Below are 21,510 nucleotides of genomic sequence, written 5' to 3' on the forward strand. Positions count from 1 at the left end.
TAAATTCTTTTACTAAAAAAATACACCTTGATCTATTAATTTTTTCACAGTTGAAATTTAATTTTATCTTTTTAATTTTTACCGCTTCAATAATAAGACAAAACCGTGATCACTTATATATTTGAAAAGTGTCACGGTTCTATTTCGTCCTTTGATGTTGACAGCGTCTTATTTGTTACTAATGGTGTGTATTCCTCAGCAGTTTCCTCTAAATAAGGAATATAGGGATTTAACGGGGTTTCTTCTAACTCAATCGATTTCTTTGATTTTTTATTCTTCTCTGACATAAAATCACTTCCTTAAAACTATCTTTTACTAATAGATGCTAAATTATGCATAAATAAATTATCTAAAAATTTTAAAGATTTGGTTGATTTCTTCACCTAATATCCATATAATATAAAAAAGGCATCAGGGGTGATCTTTCATGAAAAATAAGAAAACGTACACTGAGATCATGAAGTCCCGTAACACTCAAAAAAAGGCGGTCAATGAATTTTCTGTGCTTGATCTTTACATCCAGATGATCTTGGACGAAGCAATGTTTAAACGGCAGATGGAGACGCTTGAGGAGCAGCTTGAAGCCGCGCTAGTAACGCGCGACAAAGACAGTTTTATGGATCTTTCGAAGAAATATAATAAATTAAAACTCATACTATAAGAGCCCAATCCTAAGGATGGGCTCTTTATTTATCAATAGACGGTGCCAGGCACCAAATTGAAATTTGGTGCCTGGCACCTAAATGGCTGTTTTTACTAATTTTTTGGATCAGCTTCCTCCAAATACGTAATTCGTTCTAACATGGTTGGATGTCCGTACCTGAATAGCTTGACTAACAAAGGAGGATGGACTTGACTTAGCCCTGCTTTTGAAAGCTCCTGAAATGTCTTTATTGCAGCTTCTGAGTCGGCCGTCATTTCAATCGCATACATATCAGCCTTCTTTTCTTGATACCGTGAGACGGCATTTGAAAACGGACTCGATGCAAATGTTAAAATCCCAACTAACATTAATAATAATGGTAATGACGCAAGCTGTTTTTTTGAAGTTAAATGTAATGTGTCCCCAAACCGCAGAATAATTAAATTGAGCAATCTATTTACTAAATACAATCCTAATAACGATATGGCGAGATAGCCGGCGATTCCAATATAAATATGATTCATGACGTAATGTCCCATTTCGTGTGCCATGATAAATAAAATTTCTTCATCACTTAGCTTATTTAACGTCGTATCCCATAATACAATTCGTGAATTAGAGGAAATCCCTGTTACATAAGCATTCAATGCATTTGTTTTCTCCGACATGTTCACTTCATATACATGTTCCGCAGGAATATCAGCTTGCTCGGCAAGCGATAAAATCTTTTCTTCCAGCTCTTTATTTTTCAATGGGTAAAAGTCATTGTAAAGCGGATCAATAACAACAGGCTGAAGGAACATCATAAATAAAGTAAACGGAATAGAAAGGAACCATGCGTAAAGCCACCATCTTTTCTCAAATTTCCGAATAAGCCAAAACAGCACAAAGACTATAAAAATCATCATCCCAAAATTCACCCAAAAATCGATTAGTTGATCTTTAAACCAGCTTGAAGTACTTTGGGCAGAAATCTGAAAAGTATAGGAAATTTTATAGCTGATCCATTCAACTGGCAAAGTAACTGCTGTAACAAGCAGGGTAAGCCAGAAAGTAAACACAGCACTTTGGACAAACAAAAATTTTGATGTGCTCTCTGACCAGCTTTGCATTTTTTTAGAAAGACCCGATATTAATGCCACGATAAAAATAAACCATTCAAATGGAATTGTTATGAAAAACAGAAAATTCTTTATCTTCGAATAATCCTCAGACAATATCAGCTCCCGGCTGTTCATAAATGTTTGAGGATCTGCTGCAGACCCCTGATATGCCTCTGGTACACCTGTAGAGCCACCCATAAAAATATATCCGTACATAAATAATCCATACAAAAAATAAACCAATACAGCAGCAGTCAGCCACTTCCGCATGCTTCGCCCCCCTAGAACAAGCTTCTTACCTCTATTGTAGTTATGTTGTCCACTTCTTAGAACCTAAAGACATTTATTATTGGAGGATCACCAACTAAGCCTCGTAAAGCTGTCCGCCAGGGAAAAAGAACTGTAAACCATTAAAACGACCACCTGAGCTCACATCGATTGCTAACTTTAATACGTTAACACTTTAATCAGCTTAAACTTTCTGAAACGATAATAAACACCTCAGGAAGTCAAAGCAGCTTGAACTGCAAATGGGAATAGACCGCCACATAATGTGGCAGCCTTAATGATTGATTGGTCCCTTAAAAACTATACGAGCAGCGTCCGATCTGACAGTTCCCCGTTTGTTTTCATTTTCGTAAACTCATTTAGTAAATCTTGAACCTTCAAATTCTTCTTCGTCTCTTCTCCTGCTTCATAAATGATTTTACCGCTATCCATCATGACTAACTTATTGCCTAGGTCGACAGCCTGCTGCATATTATGAGTGATCATGATCGTCGTTAATTTCCCATTTTCAACAAGAGTTTTCGTTAAATTGGTGACAAGCTCTGCTCGAGACGGGTCAAGAGCTGCAGTATGTTCATCCAATAGGAGGATTTTAGGATCAGTGAAGGTTGCCATAAGCAAAGATAATGCTTGCCTTTCTCCACCAGACAGAAGCCCAACCTTTGCCTGAAGTCGATTTTCTAATCCTAACCCTAACGTTTCCAGCTTTGCTTTAAAAAATAAGCGCCTTCTGGCTGTCACTCCTGGCCTTAGCGATCTTCTTTGAACTCTGGCATATGCAATCGCAAGATTTTCCTCAATTGTTAATGTAGGAGAAGTACCGGCCATTGGGTCTTGAAACACTCTGCCAATATACTTGGAACGTTTATGTTCAGGCAATCCGGAAACATCTGTTCCATCAATAGTGACAGAACCATGATCAGCAAAAAGCCTTCCTGCAATAATATTAAAAAGCGTACTTTTTCCAGCGCCATTACTGCCTATAACCGTTACAAAATCACCTTGCTGAACTTGCAGGGAAATTTGATTCAAAGCAATTTTTTCATCAGGAGTACCTTCGTTAAATACTTTATAAATCTGATTGAGCTCTAACAACTTGATCGCCCCGTTCTTTCATCGTTGTAATTTTTTCTTGTAAGCGTAATTTCTTTCTTCGTTTCTCTTTTTGCTTTTCATATAATTGGGGAATTATTAGCGCAGCAATAACAATGATAGCTGTAATTAACTTCATATCTCCTGTTTCTAGAAAATCAACTCGAAGGGACAGGGCAACAATGACTCTGTAAATGATGGCTCCTAAAATAACGGCAAGAGTGGCCCGAAAAATAGTCTTTATACCTAAAATCGCTTCTCCGATAATGACGGATGCAAGACCGATAATAATCATTCCGATCCCCATTCCTACATCAGCATATCCTCCAGTTTGTGCAACGAAGGCACCGGATAATGAAACTAAAGCATTAGATAGTCCTAAACCTGCTATCTTTAATGTGTCCGTATTTCCTGAAAAGCTGGTAATCATTTGGTGGTTATCCCCAACAGCCCGGATAGCAAGGCCAACCTCAGTTTTTAAAAAGTAATCCAGTATACCTTTTAATAGAATAATAAACAAAAACATCACGAATAGAACCAACCATGTACTTGGAGCAACCCAAGACATGCCAATATTTGCAAAGAAACCGTTTATCCCTTGATCTATCCCTGTTTTTTCCCACATAGCTCCCATAATCGTAAAAACCGTTTCCTGTCCATGGAGAGGTACGTTAGGCTTATCCATAATTCTAAGATTTATAGAGTAAAGGGCAATCATCATCAAAATTCCCGAAAGAAGTGCATTAATTTTCCCTTTTGTGTGGAGAAGACCAGTTATCGAACCAGCTAAAAAACCAGCCACAAATGCTGTTCCTGTCGCAAGAAAAGGATTAAACCCACTGACAATCATAACGGCTGCCACGGCTGCCCCTGTTACAAAGCTCCCATCCACCGTTAAGTCTGGAAAATCTAATATCCGAAAGGAGAGGTATACCCCAAGAGCCATAATGGCATAAATTAGCCCTGATTCAACTGATCCAAATAGTGCTGTAAACATTATTCCTCACCCTTTTCTTTTTCCCTACTCAATGTATTCCGCTTTTTCTTCCCAATCATCCTGCAATTCAATACCCATTGCTTCTGCCGCTTTTTTATTGATTTGAAGCTTTAATTTCTGTGGGTATTGAACCGCTAATTCAGAAGGGTCTTTTCCTTCTTCTAAAATCTGAACGGCAAGCTCTCCTGCTTCATAGCCAATATCAAAGTAATCAAATCCATATGCAGCAAAGCCTCCGCGCGCGACAGAGTCAAGTTCCCCGACAAATAATGGAATTTTATGCTCTTCTGCAACTCCAATGACCGATTCGAGTGCAGACACAACTGTGTTATCAGTAATAATATAGAGAGAGTCTACTTTTCCTACAAGTGACTCTGCTGCTTGCTTTACTTCAGCAGAAGATGAAACAGAAGCCTCTTCAATAGAGAGATCTGTTCCCTCCATTGCTTTTTTCACTTGCTCAATTTGGGCAACTGAATTTTGCTCACCCGAATTATAAACCATGCCAACTTTCTTACCTTCAACATATTGATCTATAAATTTTATCGTATTCGGAATGGCATCTGGGTGTGAATCTGTTGTTCCTGTTATATTTGCATCTGGGCTCTCCAAGCTTTCAACTAGCTTTGCACCAACAGGGTCGGTAACAGAAGTAAACACAATCGGTATCTCCTTTGTCGCATTTAACGAACTTAAGGCACTAGGCGTTGAGTTAGCAAAAATTAGGTCTACTTCGTCCCCAACAAAATTATTTGCAATCGTCTGATTGTTGTTTTGGTCTCCTTGCGCATTTTGAACATTAAAATCCACCTCAAGCCCCTTATCTTTAAATGCCTGTTGAAAGCCCTCATAAGCAGAATCAAGGGATGGGTGTTCAACAAATTGTGTAACTCCGATTTTATAGGTTTTTTCGGAGGATTCTCCTGAAGAACTCTCACTATTTCCACAGCCTGCTAAAACTAATAAGCCTGCAAGAGCTGCTGATATTCCTGCTTTCCATCCTTTTTTCATCGCGCATTTCCCCCTCTAGTTCTTTGTTCACTTTTACGCTTTTGTGCATAAAATTATACATGAAGATCATACCAATTAAAACATGTTTTCTTAATTTTTTGAAATTTATAGCATTTATGGTACCTGGTACTGAAACACCAAAAAATGCCAGAAATCCGGTTGTCTGGCATTTTGATAGCATTATTTACCTTTAAATTGGGGTGATCGTTTTTCTGAAAAGGCTTGAAGGGCTTCTTTGCGGTCCTTCGTCGGAATTGTAACCTCATATGCTTTTCGTTCGATTTGCAGTCCTGTTTGCAGATCTGTGTTCATTCCATTTTTAATCGCGAACTTTGCCTGCTTCAGAGCGATTGGGCCATTTTTCTTTATTTCATCAGCTAGCTCCCTTGCTTTTTCCATCAATTCAGCAGGGGAAACAATATCATGTGCTAATCCATATGAAAAAGCTTGCTTTGATGTTAATTTACGAGCTGTTAAAATTAGTTCGAGCGCTTTTGACTCTCCAATAATACGGGGGAGTCTTTGCGTGCCGCCAGCACCAGGAATAATAGCAAGACTCGTTTCTGTCAAACCAATCCTTGTTCCCTCGGCAATAATCCGGAGATCGCAGCAAAGTGCAAGCTCCAATCCCCCACCAAAAGCATAGCCATTAATCGCAGCGATAGTCGGCTGTGGGAGCTGTTCGATTTTAGAAAACACCTCTCCAATTTTATACAGGTTTCTTTTAACCTCTTCTTCGGTCAGTAATTTTCGTTCTTTTAAATCAGCCCCTGCACTAAATGCTTTTTCGCCCGCTCCTGTAAATATAGTAATGACTACATTTGGGTTCATGCGAATATTCTCTACACATTCCTCCAGCTCGATAATCGTGTTGTAGTTGAAACAGTTTAACTCGTCAGGTCTGTTCAAGGTAACAGTAGCGACTTGGTCTTTTATATCTAGCAAAATAGTATCCATAGACCCTCCTATTGATTTTGAACAAATTGATTTCTCAGTGCACGGCGGAGTATCTTTCCAGTCGCATTTTTCGGAAGCTCCTCCAAAAATTCAATTGAGCTGGGAAGCTTGTATTTTGCAAGGTGCTCTTTACAATAAGCTAACAGTGTCTCCTCTGTTAAATCTGGATTCTTCACAACAACAAAGCATTTCACTGATTCCCCATTATTGGGATCTGGAATTCCAATCACCACCGCTTCGACAACGTCCTCATGATCGTATAAAACCTCTTCAACTTCACGTGGATAAACATTATATCCGCCTACTAGAATCATATCTTTTTTTGGGTCAACAATATAAAAATATCCTTCCTCATCCTTCCTTGCTAAATCTCCTGTGTACAGCCAGCCATTACGAATCGTATGGGCGGTTTCTTCAGGCATTTTGTAATATCCTTTCATTACATTGGGCCCTTTTACAATCAATTCACCAACATGACCGGAGGGCAGTTCCTCACCGAGCTCGTTAACTATTTTATTTTCAACATTTAAGATATTTGTCCCAATTGAACCCGGTTTCCTCGAGCGATCAAGCGGATTAAAGCATGTAACTGGCGAAGCTTCTGACAAACCGTACCCTTCGGAAACAACTACTTTAAACTTTTGCTCAAAGCCTTTTAACAAGGCGACTGGCATAGAAGCTCCTCCGGAAATACATAGCCTTAATGAATTCAAATCTGCTGGATTCCCACTCTCATATTGAAGCAAAAAATTATACATTGTAGGAACTCCGGCAAAGATCGTCGCTTCATACTCTTTTGCTATTTTAAAAACTCCTGCTGGACTAAATTTCGGTAAGATAAGAAGCACTGCTCCACTCATTAAAGGAGCATTTAATGAAACCGTCAAACAAAAGACATGGAACATCGGCAGAGTTGTAATGATTTTGTCTGACTCATTCATTTTTAAATAACTCGCAACATCACTTGCATTACTGAATAAGTTTTTGTGTGACAGCATCGCCCCTTTTGGTTTCCCTGTTGTACCCGATGTATACAAAATAATAGCTGTATCTTCCTCGCTCATTTCAGGTGCAAGGAATGACTGATAATCACTAGATAACATTTTTGAAAACGGTTTCATTAAAGAGTAGATCGAATACTGTGAGACATCAAGCTGCTGCTTTTTATCACTAGGTGGAGTTTCACAAACGATTACCGTCTCCAATTTTGGAAGGTCCCCATGCATTCTCTCAAGCATTGGAACAAGCAAGTCAAGTGTAATGACTGCCTTAATATCCCCTTTATTCAGCATATAGCTTATCTCGTTTGCCGTATAATTCGGATTTATTGGTACTGTGGTTGCCCCCGCTTTTAAAGCTCCGTACAATGAAATAACAAAAGATGGACTGTTTCCAAGAAGTAATGCAACATGATCCCCTTTTTTAATCCCTGACTCCTGTAAACCGCTCGCAAACCTTGTCACTGCGTCTTCCAGCTGAATGTAACTTATCATATCACCATCATAATAAATGGCAGGTTTGTCCCGTTTCTCAGTTGCAATTTCAGACAATCTTTGACATACATTCATTCTCCCACCCCTTTGTCTTCAACAAAAAACTGAATGGCTATTCATTCATTTTAATTATTTAAAAAACTCTAACTATATTATAATTGAAAATGGAGATTTTTCTCAACCATTATTATGGTTTGTTGGAAAATAGATTGTTTTTAGCAATGAGTAAATATATTACTTGTTATATTTTGCTGATGCTGGGATTAATGCGGATCTTAGGGCGAAATTGAATCCTATGAGATTCTCTATGCGTTAAATCTATCTTTCTATGAGCGAATTTCTTCGGTCTATGCGCGATTTGGGGCTGGCTATGAGCGATACCGGGTCTATGAGCGCTTTACCCTTTTCTATGCGCGAAATTCCTCTTTCTATGAGCGAATTACTTCGGCCTATGCGCGATTTGTAGCTGGCTATGAGCGATACCGGGTCTATGAGCGCTTTACCCTTTTCTATGCGCGAAATACCTCTTTCTATGAGCGAATTTCTTCGGCCTATGCGCGATTTGGAGCTGGCTATGAGCGATACCGGGTCTATGAGCGTTTTACCCTTTTCTATGCGCGAAATACCTCTTTCTATGAGCGAATTACTTCGGCCAATCCGCGATTTGGAGCTGGCTATGAGCGATACCGGGTCTATGAGCGTTTTACCCTTTTCTATGCGCGAAATACCTCTTTCTATGAGTGAATTTCTTCGGCCTATGCGCGATTTGGAGCTGGCTATGAGCGATACCGGGTCTATGAGCGTTATACTCTTCTTTATGCGCGAAACCTCCTCTTCTATGAGTGAATTTCTATGTACTAGCGCGATTTGTAGCTGACTTTGAGCGAAATCGGGTCTATGGGAGATATGCCAAAAAAGCCCAGACACAAGGTCTAAGCTATTAATAAAGCATATTGAGAAATTCTTCTTTTTCTATATTTCCGAAGTAATGTTTGAAATTCACGCCAGCCAAAGCTTGCGTTATGGCTGCTTTTTCGTAACGTGTTCCGATTAATTTGTCTTCTACTTCGGAAACATCTCCTGCCCCGAAGAAATCTCCGTAAATTTTGCAGTTTTCTATCAGCCCCTTTTTCACTTCCATTCTGACATCGATTTGGCCAACTGGGAAGCGGTTGTTATGCTGATAGTTGAAAGTTGGGGATTTCCCGTAGTTCCAATCCCAACTTTGATAGCGCTCTTTGGAGATTTCGTTTATTTTTTTCCAATCTTCCTCTGTTAATTTGTATTGGGGGATTTCTCCATTTGTATCAAAGATATAATTTAATAACATTTCTTTGAATTTCTCTATAGAGATTGGCTCTTTTAAAAATTCGGTTATGTTCGCTACTCTGCTGCGGATTGATTTAATTCCTTTTGATTCGATTTTTTCTTTTCTGACTCTCAAAGCGGAAACAACATTCTCCATCTCTGAATCAAATAGTAGAGTTCCGTGGCTGAACATGCGTCCGCGGGTAGAGAATTGAGCATTTCCAGAGATTTTTCGGCCTTCTGCGAGCAAATCATTTCGACCTTTTAGCTCTGCATTGACCCCTAATTTTTGCAAAGCCTGGACAACCGGCTCGGTAAACTTTCTGAAGTTATGGAAGCTATCCCCATCATCCTTTGTAATAAAGCTAAAGTTCAGATTACCTAAATCATGATAAACCGCTCCGCCCCCTGATAGCCTTCTAACAACATGTATGCCGTTTTCTTCCACATAGCTCGTATTAATTTCTTCCATCGTGTTCTGGTTTTTTCCGATAATAATGGAAGGCTCATTTACATAAAATAACAAGTAGGTTTGCTTTGGATCTAAATATTTCAAACAATATTCCTCAATCGCCAAATTGACCCTTGGGTCAGTAACTTTTTCATTATCAATAAATAACATGCATTTCTCTCCTATTCCTTGCCCCAAGTCAGTCCTGATTGAGCTAACTGGATAGATCCTTTAAAAATTTCGCCGGCTTCTGTCACTAATTGATTGATGTCTCCATAATGAGGCAGATGAGTCAAAATTAGTTGGCCGGCTCCTGCTTTTTGGGCAATAGTAGCAGCGTTTACACTATTCATATGACCGGCACTTGATCCATCTTGATCTCCATAAAAATTACACTCACATAGTAACAAGTCAGCACCTTTTGTAAATGGCACAAATTCTTCTTTATAGCTTGAATCCGCTGTATAAACAATCGTATGTTTTCCATCTGATATCCTCATTGCATAGCACTCGACTGGGTGTTTCGTAAGTAGAAACGTAATTTGAAAAGGGCCGATTTGCAAAGATTTTGCAGGATAATAAGTGTGACCAACTGTCGCTTGTTTATAAGTTAACTCTGTAAGCAGCCCGCTGTTTTGATGAGCATAAATCGGCAGCTGGGTCGTTGATTTACCTAAATAAGTTGCAATCAGCCTTGCAAATTGCAAAGGTCCAATATCTGCTGTATGGTCATGGTGATCATGAGACAAAATGACGGCGTCAAGCTTTTCTGGCTCAATATAGTTTTGAAGCTGTGATAATACAGCACTTCCACAATCAACTAAAAGATGATAGCCACCGCTTTCAAATAAATATCCCGATGTGGCTTCATTTTTTCCTGGGAACCCGCCCCAGTAGCCTACTACAGTTACTTTCATGCCAGCATTCACCTGCTTCAATTCGATTTTTACCTCTTAATACAATATACCCATTTTTATAAAAAAAAGCATTTTAAACGATTTTTGTTACAAAACAGTGTTGACCAATCAACACCTGTTATAATACAATATGAGTAACAACAATGTGGAGGGGATATCAATGTTAGCTAAAATTACAGAATTTTTCAGAAATTTACCTCATAAAAAATGTATGGAATGTGGTGCAGAAATGGAAGAGCAGCATGAGTGCTACGGAAATACATGTAATAAATGTATCAATATTTCGGATCTTTAAAACTAATAAAAGTGCCTAGCCCTTTGTCAGTTATATTGGGCTGGCACTTTTCTTTTGTAATGATCTTCATAGGTTATGGCAATAAGACATAGTAAACCATTGTCTCTTCATGTGGTGATTATTTTTGGGAAGTACAACTTGCATTAAAACGTATTGTAAGTAATAATTTCTGCAGGTCTTCTTCTGTAACCGCGTTCTTTAGGAGCATCTTCTCCAACTCCAATGGTCATCATCATCACTGGAACGAGATGGTCTGGAATTTGAAAGGACGAACAAACCTCTTCAGGATCAAACCCAATCATAGGACAAGTTGAGTAGCCTTTGTTTTCAGCTGCATACATTATAGACATAGCTGCTAGTGACGCCCCTCTAACCGCTTCATCACGTTTTGTCCGATCATCCTCATAAAAAGAGTGAACATTCGAAATTAACTGTTCCTTCGCATTTTCAGGTAACATGTTTTTGCTTATCCAATCATTTGCCACTTCTTCAGCGCGTTCATAAGCTAGTAGATCTCCAAGAACAACAATTGTTGCAGAGGCATCCTTTACCTTCGGCTGGCCCCATGCCGCCTTCTTTAGTCTTTCTTTTTCTTCATCATCTGTAACAATTAGAAAATGCCATTGCTGCAGGTTCCATGCTGATGGAGAGAGTGAAGCTAAGTAAATGATTTCTTCTAATTCCTCTTTAGAGATGACTACATCCTTCTTATAAGTTTTCACAGATCTCCTGCTTGAAATAACGGCTTCAAATTCCATATGAAATTTTACCTCCTTTATTAACGTCTGTACATAATCGTACCATTTTATGTTTTAAGAGCCAATTAATCAATCTCTTCTCAAAAATCAAATGAAGTAACCAGGGAATGAAACCTGATTTTGATTTGTTAATCGGGATGGAAGTTTTAACTGTAGATATTGTAAGGGGATCGAAGATCGTTTAGTGACTGTCCCTTATCCTTGTAAAGTGGTGAGGGACAGTCACTTCTTGTGAATTGGAGTTAAACTCCTACTTTTTCACCTGTAAACTGAGGCAGCAAATGCCCATGCGCTTCAATTAAATCGTCACACATTGCGATGATGTCGTCCATTGACAGCTCGGCACTTGTATGCGGATCCAGCATTGCTGCCTGATACACATGCTCTCTTTTTCCAGAAATAGCAGCTTCGATTGTTAATAGCTGTGTATTAATATTTGTTCTGTTAAGTGCGGCTAATTGTTCGGGCAGATCCCCGATATAAGCAGGCATAATTCCATTGCGATCTACAACACATGGTACTTCAACCACCGCGTTTTCTGGTAGATTACTAATCAACCGGCCTGTATTTAGTACATTCCCGCCAAATTTAAACGGCACATTTGTTTCCATAGCTTCAATTATTCTTGAGCCGTATTCATGTGAACGAGTATGTGCAAGCTGGCTGTTGTTCACCATTTCTTCTCTCATGGACACCCAATCTTCAATTTGTTTAACACAACGACGCGGATATTCATCAAGCGGGATGTTGAATTTTTCAATCAGCTCAGGATACTTGCTCTTGATAAAATATGGATGGTACTCTGCATTATGCTCAGAAGACTCTGTGACATAGTAGCCGAACTTATCCATTAATTCGTAGCGAACCATATCTTCATGCTTTGTTTTTTGTTTTTCCTTTGCACGTCGTTTGATTTCTGGATATAAATCCTTGCCATCACGTTTGACCTCTAATAACCATGCCATATGGTTAATACCAGCGATCCGTTCCTCAATACCTTCATGGTCCATTTCTAAATCTTTAAACAGATGCTCAGTGCAAACTTGTACACTATGGCATAACCCAATGGTTTTCACATTTGTATAACGAAGCATTGCCCCAGTTAAACTTGCCATCGGATTTGTGTAATTTAAGAAAAGCGCATCCGGACAAACTTCTTCCATATCCTTTGCAAAATCCAGCATAACTGGAATTGTCCGAAGTGATCTGAATATTCCTCCGATACCAATCGTATCAGCAATCGTTTGCTGCAGTCCGTATTTTTTAGGAATCTCAAAATCTATTACTGTACTTGGTTTATACCCGCCAACCTGGATTGCATTGATCACATATTTCGCACCGCGAAGCGCTTCTTTTCGGTTATCATACGATTTAATCGTGACAGGGCTCTTGTAGTTATTTTTTAAATTATTCAGCATATTCTCTGAATCTTTTAGACGCTGTTCATCAATATCGAAAAGAGCAAATTCAAACCCTGCTAACGCTGGAACAAACATACAATCTCCTAGTACATTTTTTGCAAAGACAGTGCTTCCTGCACCGATAAAAGTGATTTTTGGCATAATTAAACTTCCTTCCTGGTACTTTTTGTTGGGCTAAACAATATTATCCTTTAACAGAGCCAGATGATAAGCCTGCGATAAAGTATTTTTGAAGAAATAGGAATAAAATAGTCATTGGTAACATTGCCATGAGAGCAGCCGCAGCCACTAAGTTAAGGTTGTTTTGGTTTGCACCAAAGAAGCTGGCTAATGAAACAGTGATTGTGTGCATCGACTTATCCTGTAAGAAGAAGATCGCAAATTGATAATCATTCCAAATGAACACACAAGAAATGATGAGAACTGTAGCAGTAACCGGCTTCAGTAATGGGAACACGATCCTGAAAAAGGTTCCTATTGTACTAGCTCCATCAATTTTTGCCGCTTCTTCTAATTCTTTCGGAATGGTCGACCGAATAAACCCTGCATACAAAAAGATGGTTAGCGGCATATAAGCGGCAACATTGTTATAAATCGCCACATCATACGTATTCATCATGCCGATATTGACAACCATTTTGTATAAAGGAACTAAAGCTGTTAACGGCGGGATAATCATGATCGCAATAAACAAGAAATAAACAAATTTATTTAAACTTGTTTGGCGCCTCGCCATTGGATAGGCAGCCAATGATCCAAAAACAATTAATAGAATTGCCGAAAACACGGTGATGATGGTCGTATTAAAAAATGATGAGCCTAAACTAGCGGCTTCCCATGCTTCTGTGAAGTTTTGCAAAGACACTTCAGTTGGAAAAACCCATTTTGAACTAAAATCACCCTTCGCTTTTAAAGCTGTTGTAACCATTATATAGAAGGGAATGATATGGAAAAGTAAAACGAGCAACGATACACCTGTTAACAAATATTTGGACAACTTTTTACGACGTTCCATTATGCTTCAACCTCTTTTCGTTTAAAGTAAACGAGAACGGATAAGCTTAAGATCAGGATGATGACTGCCATAAAAACACCTTGAGTTGCCGCATAGCCTGCATCCTGCCTCTTAAAGTATAGGTCATACATAAACGTTGACATTGATTGAGATGCATTCCCAGGGCCTCCACCTGTTAAAGCAACAATTACATCAAATAATTTCAAGCCTCCAATAATATTGAGGACCATATTAATAGTAATCGACGGCATTAACAGAGGGAGTGTAATGTTTTTAAATTGTTGAAATGCTGATGCCCCATCAATTTGTGCTGCTTCATAGAAATCTCTTGAGATACTTTGTAATCCTGCTAGATAGATGATCATCGCGATTCCGACATATTGATACGTATTGACGAACACGATAATCCACGTATTCAGCTCCGAATTTCCTAATGCATTCATTTTTTCAAATCCAAAAAGCTGCAATACATCATTCAGCGCCCCGCCTTGGAAGGCGAAGAAAAAGTACCAAATGTATCCCATAATCAGCGGGCTAATGATAACTGGTAAATAAATGACAGTACGTGTAACGGCTTTCAGTTTAATGCTTTGGTTTAAAAGTAATGCATATAATAAGCCGATCACGTTTTGAAGGACCGTACTGCCGATTCCATAAAGCAGTGTATTCTTTACTACGAGCCAGGTTGTAGAATCAGTAAACAATCGCTCGTATTGCGCGAAACCTATCCAATCATAATCCTGTGAAAAACCGTTCCAGTTTGTAAAGGATAGTTGAATACCATTGAAAAAAGGATATAGTATAAACAGAAAAACGACAACAAAACTTGGAAGGTACATCCACCATAGAGATGATTCCTTTTTTAGTTTGAGCTTTTGTGGCTTTTTCGTCACTGAATGCTCAGTTTTTGTGACCAACTCGCTCATAAATCCCACTCCTTATTTAGACGTTAGGTTTATTTTATACAGAGGAGCGAATATCAACTTTGCTCCCCATATGAATGAACCTAGTCTTACCGTTAAGTTACTGACTTCTTAAACGTGTATACTCTTCTCCCATTTTTTTCGAAAGTTGTTCAGGTGTTAATGCACCTGATAATAATTCTTGTCCGGTTGTTGACATTACAGCCCACATTCCACTTGGTAAGTATACACGGTCAAAATATGGTTCAACCTTAATATCCTCATACTCTTTGTAGAACTCAGAGAAATAGTTTTCAGCATCAACATTTGTTAACGGATCTGGTGCCGAGGTAGCTTTTGCCATAATTTCAACATTTTCAGGCTGGGCCATGAATTCGATAAAAGCTTTTGCTTCTTCAGGGTGCTTTGTATCTTTCCAAAGTGCAATCGTATATCGCTCCCCGCCAATCCAGCTTTGTTTATCTCCTTCATGAATAGCTGGAACTGGCATCGTACCTACCTTTACTTCCGGGTTTAATTCTGTAGCGTCCGGTCCAAGAGAACCCGCTACGAACGTAAACGCAATTTTGTCTTGTGCCATCAGCTCTGTCGCTTGTTGAGGCTTCGCTGTTAATACATCTTCATTGATTAAGCCTTTTTCTTGCATTTCCTTTATTTTTTCAGGAAGAGGTGTGTATTTTGACCAATCAAACGAACCATCCAGTAGCTGATCTCCATAGCTGTTTTCTTCATCTGTAATCAATAATGGTGTAGCAAGTTCATCAAAAATTTGAGCAATATTTCCGTTCTCTCCACCTGGAATCCATAAAGGTGTTACTTCACCTTTACTTTTTTCTTTAACTGTTTCTAAAGCCGTCATAAACTCGTCCAATGTTTTCGGTGCTTTAATACCATACTTTTCTAAAATGTTGACATTATAACTAATTCCATCTTTAGCTTGGTTAATCGGGAAGGCATATACTTTTCCATCTTTATCTTTAAGTATTTGATCTAACGCTGGATCAAGGTGCTGCACCCAATCCATATCTTTTTGATCGGCTACATATTCTCCATAACGCAGCTGTGACCAGCCATGTGTATCAAATAAATCCGGCATATCGTTCGCTGCCATTTTGACACGGAGCATATCTTCATACCCCGCACCAGGAAGGTTTACTTGTATATCAATAGTAGGATTTTCCTCTTCAAACTTTTCAACAAGACCTTCAATTGCCTTTTTCTCACCCTCATTTCCCAAGGTCAAGAATAAGGATAAGTTCACTTTTCCATCGTTTTTCGTTTCATTTGATGCACTTTCATTTGACCCTGCTCTTGAACAACCTGCTGTAATTACTGTGAAAGCGATAACAAATAGGAACATACTAAATAATTTCTTCATAATACTTCCCCCTAATCCTGATTTACGTGTGGAGTGAAATTTACAGTCCCTTTCTGATGCAAAGCCATGTCAGTAAATATCATTATTTTGCAATAAATTGAAACTTATTTTATAATTTACATCTAGACCTCTTCCCTTTTAAATAAGGGAAGCTAAGAGATTGAAGAGTCATAGGAACTAATTTTTAAAAATCAATTCTGCCAAAATTGATTTTTAGGAGCTCTTTGACTTTTTGATCTCTTTTTTCATGAAACGTTCTCCCGCTGGTTACTAATATCTATTTTTCCGTTTACGAAAGCCACCACCTCCTTTAAGGTTCATTCTTCTTGTGGTTTCAGAAAGTTTAAGTAGAATAAAGTATTAACGCATTAATGTTAGTTATCATGGTCTAGCTCCAGGCGCCATCGGCCCTTAGGTCATAAGCCAACCGTCAAAAAGGTTAAAGAACAACCTTTCTGCCGGCACGCCCGAATGCTTGTCCCCGAAGGACTAGCGCCCCTGGGCTTTTCGTTCTTACTCTTCCTTTTTCCCACCAGAGCTTTCACGTACGTTTAATTTAGTAGGGATTGTTACTTTTAACGGAATTTCCCTCCCGGAAATTCGGTCGAGAAGGAGTTGAACACCTATACGCCCCATTTGCTCGGTATATACTTTTACAGAAGTCAAGGGTGTACTCGCAAATTTCGCCATTTGAACGTCATTAAAGCTAGCAATCGCTATATCTTCAGGAACTCTCAAGCCTGCCTCTTGTAAAGCACGCATCGCCCCGATTGACATCGAATCACTCGCGATAAAAAAGGCTTCCGGAAGATTCCCCTTTTTGATAGCGTCCTTCATTAGTTCATATCCATGTGTCATTGAAAACTCTCCAACAAATACATGATCTTCTCGATAAAGCCCCATCGATGTCATCAAATCTACAAAGGTCGTATGACGCTTATCTTCCACAATTTCCTTTGTTATTTGTTCTCTTTCCTGTCCTCCAATGTAGCCTATTTCTTTATACCCTTGATTTAACAAATGCATTAACGCACTAGTCGTCGCTTTTTCAAAATCAGATATAACGGAATCATACTTATTCTCATCTGGTGAATGGTTGACAAATACAACATGCTCCAAACAATTGGTTACTAGATTTAATAAGCTGGGGCTTAAAACACCGATTACAATCAATCCATCAATATCATCAATGATCTGGTCTTGGAGATCATCTGACAATCGAATAATCTTATTCGAGTAGATCCCCTGATTGAGACACTCACTTTCAATACCAAGTCTAATGCCTGTAAAATAAGGATCATTTATGTCGTCCTCTTCTTCCTCAAGCGTATGGGCTAAAAACATGCCGACTCTAGGACTAGTTGCTCTTGAAAGCTTTTGTTCAGTCTTTCGCTTTCTCACCGTTTTATAACCTAGTTCCTTTGAAATCTCTAAAATTCGATCTCGTGTTTCAGCTGTTACCGAAATGGTAGGATCATTGTTTAATACTCTTGATACCGTCGCGCTTGAAACTTTCGCATGTGCTGCTATTTCTTTTATCGTTGTCATTTTCATTACCTCACAACTATATTTAATGGATTCAAAGGGAAGTCACGTATTTTCACTAAATATTTACTTTATGTATTTATAGATTAACAGAATTTTTAAGCGCTTTCAATTGTTTTTTAAAATTCAAATAATTTATCTACCTCTATTACATTGTTTATTATTAAAAAGCATTGTTGATTACTTTAGTGAATTTTTACTAAATACCACACAATATATTTCAAGTAAATTTATGATTTATCAAATAATTTACTAAAATATTAAGTCCATATCAAACTTAGAATTCTAACCCAAAAACAAAAACAGCCCTCCGGCTGTTTTTGTTGTTATATCCTTATTCTTTTACTGATCCTGAAGTAAGTCCTGATACAATTCTTCGCTGGAATAGTAGAACCATTATGACTAAAGGGATCGTTACAATGACTGTTGCGGCTGAAATCTCTCCCCATGGAATCGTATACTGTCCCCTGAACATCGCAATGCCGACTGGAACCGTTTTGTATGCTTCTGCTGTATTGATTGTAAGTGCAAACAGAAATTCATTCCATGCTGCTATAAAGACTAAGATGGCGGTTGTGAATATTCCTGGAATAGCAAGCGGTAAAATCACTTTAAAATACGTTTGCATAATGGATGCCCCATCAATCTTGGCTGCCTCTTCAAGATCAAATGGTATTTTTCTAAAGAATGTCACTAACAACCAGATCGATAAAGGCAAGGCAAATGTCGTATAGGGAATAATTAATCCTAAGTAGCTGTTCGTCAAGCCGACATTTTTCAAGAAAATATAAATTGGTGATATGGTTGCGATCTGCGGAAACATGGATACAGACAGAACAAGTCCTAGAATCCATGCCTTCCCTCTAAACTGCATCCGGGCAATTGCATACGCTGCAAAGGCTGCTATAAAAACGGTATAAACTGTCGTTATCGTCGCTACTACAGTCGAATTCCATAAATATCTCAGAAATGGATAATCAGTAAAGACAGAAACATAATAAGAAAAAGTTGGATTACTTGTAAACCAAGTGAAAGCCTTTTCTCCAAACAGTTCAGACAGCGGCTTTACAGAAGCCAGTAATATCCACAAAAATGGGAACATGACGAAAAACACAAACACGATTAGAAATACATAAAAGAATGGGCCTGCTTTTTTATTCAATGCCTTCTCCTCCCCTATCTCTTCGCATCATCTGAAATTAAATCTGCGCCTAATAGTTTGATAAAAATGCCAGAGATAATAGCAACGCACACAAAGACGATAACAGCAAGTGCTGAACCCTCTCCAAAATTTGTTTGCGAGAACATGACTTTATATGCGAGAATCGATATCGTTTCTGTAGAATTTGCCGGTCCGCCGCCTGTCAAGACGTAGATCAGGTCAAATACACGGAATGCATCCAAAGTTCTAAACAGTAGGGCTACAAGAATACTAGATTTGAGCAATGGCAGAGTGATAGACACAAATTGCTTCCATTTTCCTGCTCCGTCAATCGATGCAGCTTCATAAAGACTGCTTGGGATCGTTTGCAAACCTGCTAATAATAGAAGCGCCATGTACGGAGTCGTTTTCCAAATGTCTGAAAAAATGACCGAGAACATTGCCCCTGCACCCGTTGTTAATAAATCACCCATTTGTGAGACTAACCCAAGGTCTTCAAAATATTTTGCTACAATACCATTTTGCCCATCATATAAAAATTTCCACATAAGTGCGGATACAGCTGTAGGAATCGCCCACGGAACTAAAATAGAGGCTCTTACTAATCCTCTTCCAAAAAATGCTTTATTTATTAATATCGCGATAGCTAAACCTAGGACAAGCTCTACAGCAACTGAAATAAAGGTAAACACCGATGTATTAAAAAGGGCTGTCCACATCCGTGAGCTCGTTAAATTTTTTGCGTAATGATCAAATCCAATAAAATTGGGTGTAACGACAGATTCACTAAGATTATCAGTTAAACCATTGATTTTTTTCTCCTGATTTAATTCAGCCGATTCCGAAAGAACTTTGACTTCCTTAGCGACATCGTTCAAAGTATGATCAAGCTCATCTGCTGTTTCACCATTCAGATTCACCATTTTCAAGTCATCACTTGGTTTCTCAAAGTTAAACAGCATTTCATCAATCTTCTCATAACGCTCTCCGTAATTTTCTCGAATCTCACCATCTACCTTTTTTAAGCTGGAAATGATTTCATCAATGGAAGCATCACCTTCCGAGTCTAGTCCTTCCTTTTCATTTTCCAGAGCTGATACTAGGAAAGGATAGCTGTTTAAATAGCGACCTAAATCCAGGCTATGGTCCATATGAATAGAGGATTTTCTTGGATCATTTAACTGATAATCGAATAAGCTAAAATAAAACGACTGTATAACCGGCCAGATTGCAATGGCTAAAATAAGAACAAGTGAAGGTGCAATCAGAAAATATGCGAGACGCCGTTCTTTTAATTTGCTGCGATTAACCGGCTTTTTTTTCATAGACACGTCTGTTCCCTCCCAATACATTTAATCAGAGTGGAGACCTATTTAAAAGGAAAGCCTTCGGGGCTAGTTAAACTAGTTGAAGGCTTCACTTTCTTCCTTTGTAAAAATTAGTTGCTCATGACAGCTTTCATTTCTTCTTCCATGGCCTTTGCTGCTTCCTCTGGGGTAATTTCACCAGCAATAGCTTTAGAAACATTAATTTGTAAAATTTCAGTTACTTCAGGATAGTTAGGAGCTACAGGACGTGATACAGCTCCCTCTAATGCTTTTTGGAAACCTTCTTCAGCAAAGAATGGGTTTGCCTCAAGAACCTCTTTATCTTCAAATAGCTCTGGTAAAGTTGGGGCTGAACCACCATAAATGGCTGCAATTTTTTGACCTTCAGGACCTGTTAAGAATTTTAAAAACTCCCATGCTTCCTTTGGATGTTCAGAATATTTATTAATCCCTGACATCCATCCGCCAAGAGCGGCTGCAGAACCTGCATCACCGGCTGGAAGCGGTGCTACACCTACTTTGTCAACAATTTTCGATTGTTCTGGATCGTTTGCAAGATTCCATTGGTATGGCCAGTTTCGGATAAATGCAGATTGTCCTTCAATAAAGGATGTATGTGATTCAGTTTCAGTAAATGTCGTGATGTTACCAGGTACAACGTCAGAGGTGGCAATCTCCACAAGCTTGCTTAAACCTTTTACTGTCTCAGGACTGTTTACAGCGACTTCCCCATTTTCATCAAGGATTTTTCCACCGTAAGAAGCAATGAATTCAACAGCGTTTGTTACAAGTCCTTCATACTGCTTAGCTTGCATTAAATAACCGAACTGAGTGCTTTCTTTCCCTTTGTTTTCCTTAGCAGCCTTTAATAAATCATCCCATGTCTTAGGTACTTGATCTTCAGAAATGATGTCACTGCGGTAGAAAAGCATACCTGCATCAATAAATCTCGGAATAGCCCACTGTTTTCCGTTAAAGCTCGCCGCAGATAGAGCACCTTGGTTATAAGAATTTAAATCAATACCATCTCTTTCGATAAAGCGATCTAACTCTAATAGATAGCCAGCTTGTGCAAATTCAGCCGGCCAAATAACATCTAACTCAAAAATATCGATTTCAGATGACTCCGCATTCAACATTGTGACATATGCATCGTGCTGTGCACCTGTATCAGAAGGCATTTCACGACCTTCAACTTGGATATTCGGATTTTTTTTGTTAAATGCCTCAATTAATTTAGCAGTAGCTTGGGTTGAGTCTTTTCCGTATGCATATACTAATTTTACTGGCTCATTAGATTTTTCTTCTTTTGCTTCGCCTTCGTTTCCTTCGCTTGAGGTTTGAGAGCTCCCCCCGCCAGAACAACCTGCCAGGACTAGAATAACCGCAAAAATAACAGTCAAAAATTTACCCATTTTTTTCATC

20 protein-coding genes are annotated in these 21,510 nt (G+C 38.7%); 2 read left to right on the forward strand and 18 right to left on the reverse strand.

All coding sequences use genetic code 11. The features are described 5' to 3' along the window. Positions 1 to 131: 131 nt before the first annotated feature. Entirely contained in the window at positions 132 to 287 is a 156-nt protein-coding gene (locus IC621_RS10585) for a hypothetical protein (RefSeq protein ID WP_191158264.1), read from the reverse strand. A gap of 140 nt (positions 288 to 427) precedes the next feature. Between IC621_RS10585 and IC621_RS10590 the strand changes: the two genes are divergently transcribed. Continuing rightward, positions 428 to 661 (forward strand): IDEAL domain-containing protein, encoded by a 234-nt coding sequence (locus IC621_RS10590; protein ID WP_191158265.1) that lies wholly within the window; start codon positions 428 to 430, stop codon positions 659 to 661. Positions 662 to 756: 95 nt separating this feature from the next. On the opposite strand, the gene IC621_RS10595 is transcribed toward IC621_RS10590, so the two are convergent. The 8 genes from IC621_RS10595 to IC621_RS10630 form a co-directional block, all read right to left on the reverse strand. Further along, entirely contained in the window at positions 757 to 2,016 is a 1,260-nt protein-coding gene (locus IC621_RS10595) for a M48 family metallopeptidase (RefSeq protein ID WP_191158266.1), read from the reverse strand. Between the two features lie 318 nt (positions 2,017 to 2,334). Then, positions 2,335 to 3,129, reverse strand: a complete 795-nt coding sequence (locus tag IC621_RS10600; RefSeq protein WP_191158267.1) for an ABC transporter ATP-binding protein — start codon at positions 3,127 to 3,129, stop codon at positions 2,335 to 2,337. Beyond that, positions 3,104 to 4,123, reverse strand: coding sequence for an ABC transporter permease (locus IC621_RS10605; protein ID WP_191158268.1), 1,020 nt, complete (start codon positions 4,121 to 4,123; stop codon positions 3,104 to 3,106). The genes IC621_RS10600 and IC621_RS10605 overlap by 26 nt, the downstream gene beginning before the upstream one ends. A 24-nt stretch (positions 4,124 to 4,147) precedes the next feature. Then, the gene (locus IC621_RS10610; protein WP_191158269.1) at positions 4,148 to 5,134 is read right to left on the reverse strand and encodes an ABC transporter substrate-binding protein; all 987 of its coding nucleotides are present in this window, start codon (positions 5,132 to 5,134) and stop codon (positions 4,148 to 4,150) included. Between the two features lie 180 nt (positions 5,135 to 5,314). Next, positions 5,315 to 6,091 (reverse strand): enoyl-CoA hydratase-related protein, encoded by a 777-nt coding sequence (locus tag IC621_RS10615; RefSeq protein ID WP_191158270.1) that lies wholly within the window; start codon positions 6,089 to 6,091, stop codon positions 5,315 to 5,317. 8 nt (positions 6,092 to 6,099) lie between these two features. Beyond that, positions 6,100 to 7,659 carry a fatty acid--CoA ligase family protein gene (locus tag IC621_RS10620; RefSeq protein WP_191158271.1) on the reverse strand — a complete coding sequence of 520 codons (1,560 nt, stop codon included), beginning with the start codon at positions 7,657 to 7,659 and terminating at the stop codon, positions 6,100 to 6,102. Between the two features lie 865 nt (positions 7,660 to 8,524). Beyond that, on the reverse strand, positions 8,525 to 9,514 hold the full coding sequence (locus IC621_RS10625; RefSeq protein WP_191158272.1) for a lipoate--protein ligase: 990 nt from the start codon (positions 9,512 to 9,514) through the stop codon (positions 8,525 to 8,527). Between the two features lie 11 nt (positions 9,515 to 9,525). Beyond that, the gene (locus tag IC621_RS10630; protein WP_191158273.1) at positions 9,526 to 10,260 is read right to left on the reverse strand and encodes an MBL fold metallo-hydrolase; all 735 of its coding nucleotides are present in this window, start codon (positions 10,258 to 10,260) and stop codon (positions 9,526 to 9,528) included. A 160-nt stretch (positions 10,261 to 10,420) separates the two neighbouring features. Here IC621_RS10630 and yhfH point away from each other — a divergent pair, with 160 nt between their 5' ends. Then, positions 10,421 to 10,555 (forward strand): protein YhfH, encoded by a 135-nt coding sequence (gene yhfH, locus IC621_RS10635; protein WP_191158274.1) that lies wholly within the window; start codon positions 10,421 to 10,423, stop codon positions 10,553 to 10,555. A 143-nt stretch (positions 10,556 to 10,698) separates the two neighbouring features. On the opposite strand, the gene IC621_RS10640 is transcribed toward yhfH, so the two are convergent. The 9 genes from IC621_RS10640 to IC621_RS10680 all read right to left on the reverse strand — a co-directional run bounded on the left by IC621_RS10640 (position 10,699) and on the right by IC621_RS10680 (position 21,509). Beyond that, positions 10,699 to 11,313, reverse strand: coding sequence for a nitroreductase family protein (locus IC621_RS10640; RefSeq protein ID WP_191158275.1), 615 nt, complete (start codon positions 11,311 to 11,313; stop codon positions 10,699 to 10,701). 242 nt (positions 11,314 to 11,555) lie between these two features. Beyond that, positions 11,556 to 12,875: an alpha-glucosidase/alpha-galactosidase gene (gene melA, locus IC621_RS10645; protein ID WP_191158276.1), complete on the reverse strand. Its 1,320-nt coding sequence runs from the start codon at positions 12,873 to 12,875 to the stop codon at positions 11,556 to 11,558. Positions 12,876 to 12,918: 43 nt separating this feature from the next. After that, a complete protein-coding gene (locus IC621_RS10650; RefSeq protein ID WP_191158277.1) occupies positions 12,919 to 13,749 on the reverse strand; it encodes a carbohydrate ABC transporter permease in 831 nt (276 codons plus the stop codon). Further along, on the reverse strand, positions 13,749 to 14,675 hold the full coding sequence (locus IC621_RS10655; protein ID WP_191158278.1) for a carbohydrate ABC transporter permease: 927 nt from the start codon (positions 14,673 to 14,675) through the stop codon (positions 13,749 to 13,751). The genes IC621_RS10650 and IC621_RS10655 overlap by 1 nt, the downstream gene beginning before the upstream one ends. A 97-nt stretch (positions 14,676 to 14,772) precedes the next feature. Further along, positions 14,773 to 16,050 (reverse strand): ABC transporter substrate-binding protein, encoded by a 1,278-nt coding sequence (locus IC621_RS10660; protein ID WP_191158279.1) that lies wholly within the window; start codon positions 16,048 to 16,050, stop codon positions 14,773 to 14,775. Positions 16,051 to 16,563: 513 nt separating this feature from the next. Beyond that, positions 16,564 to 17,598 carry a LacI family DNA-binding transcriptional regulator gene (locus tag IC621_RS10665; RefSeq protein ID WP_191158280.1) on the reverse strand — a complete coding sequence of 345 codons (1,035 nt, stop codon included), beginning with the start codon at positions 17,596 to 17,598 and terminating at the stop codon, positions 16,564 to 16,566. 331 nt (positions 17,599 to 17,929) lie between these two features. After that, complete coding sequence (locus tag IC621_RS10670; protein WP_191158281.1) at positions 17,930 to 18,757, reverse strand: carbohydrate ABC transporter permease; 828 nt, start codon at positions 18,755 to 18,757, stop codon at positions 17,930 to 17,932. Between the two features lie 14 nt (positions 18,758 to 18,771). Beyond that, positions 18,772 to 20,082, reverse strand: a complete 1,311-nt coding sequence (locus IC621_RS10675) for a carbohydrate ABC transporter permease (protein ID WP_191158323.1) — start codon at positions 20,080 to 20,082, stop codon at positions 18,772 to 18,774. 113 nt (positions 20,083 to 20,195) lie between these two features. Continuing rightward, a complete protein-coding gene (locus IC621_RS10680; protein ID WP_191158282.1) occupies positions 20,196 to 21,509 on the reverse strand; it encodes an ABC transporter substrate-binding protein in 1,314 nt (437 codons plus the stop codon). Position 21,510: the final 1 nt, after the last annotated feature.

Source organism: Metabacillus arenae (assembly GCF_014773385.1).
Taxonomy (GTDB): Bacteria; Bacillota; Bacilli; order Bacillales; family Bacillaceae; genus Metabacillus_D; species Metabacillus_D arenae.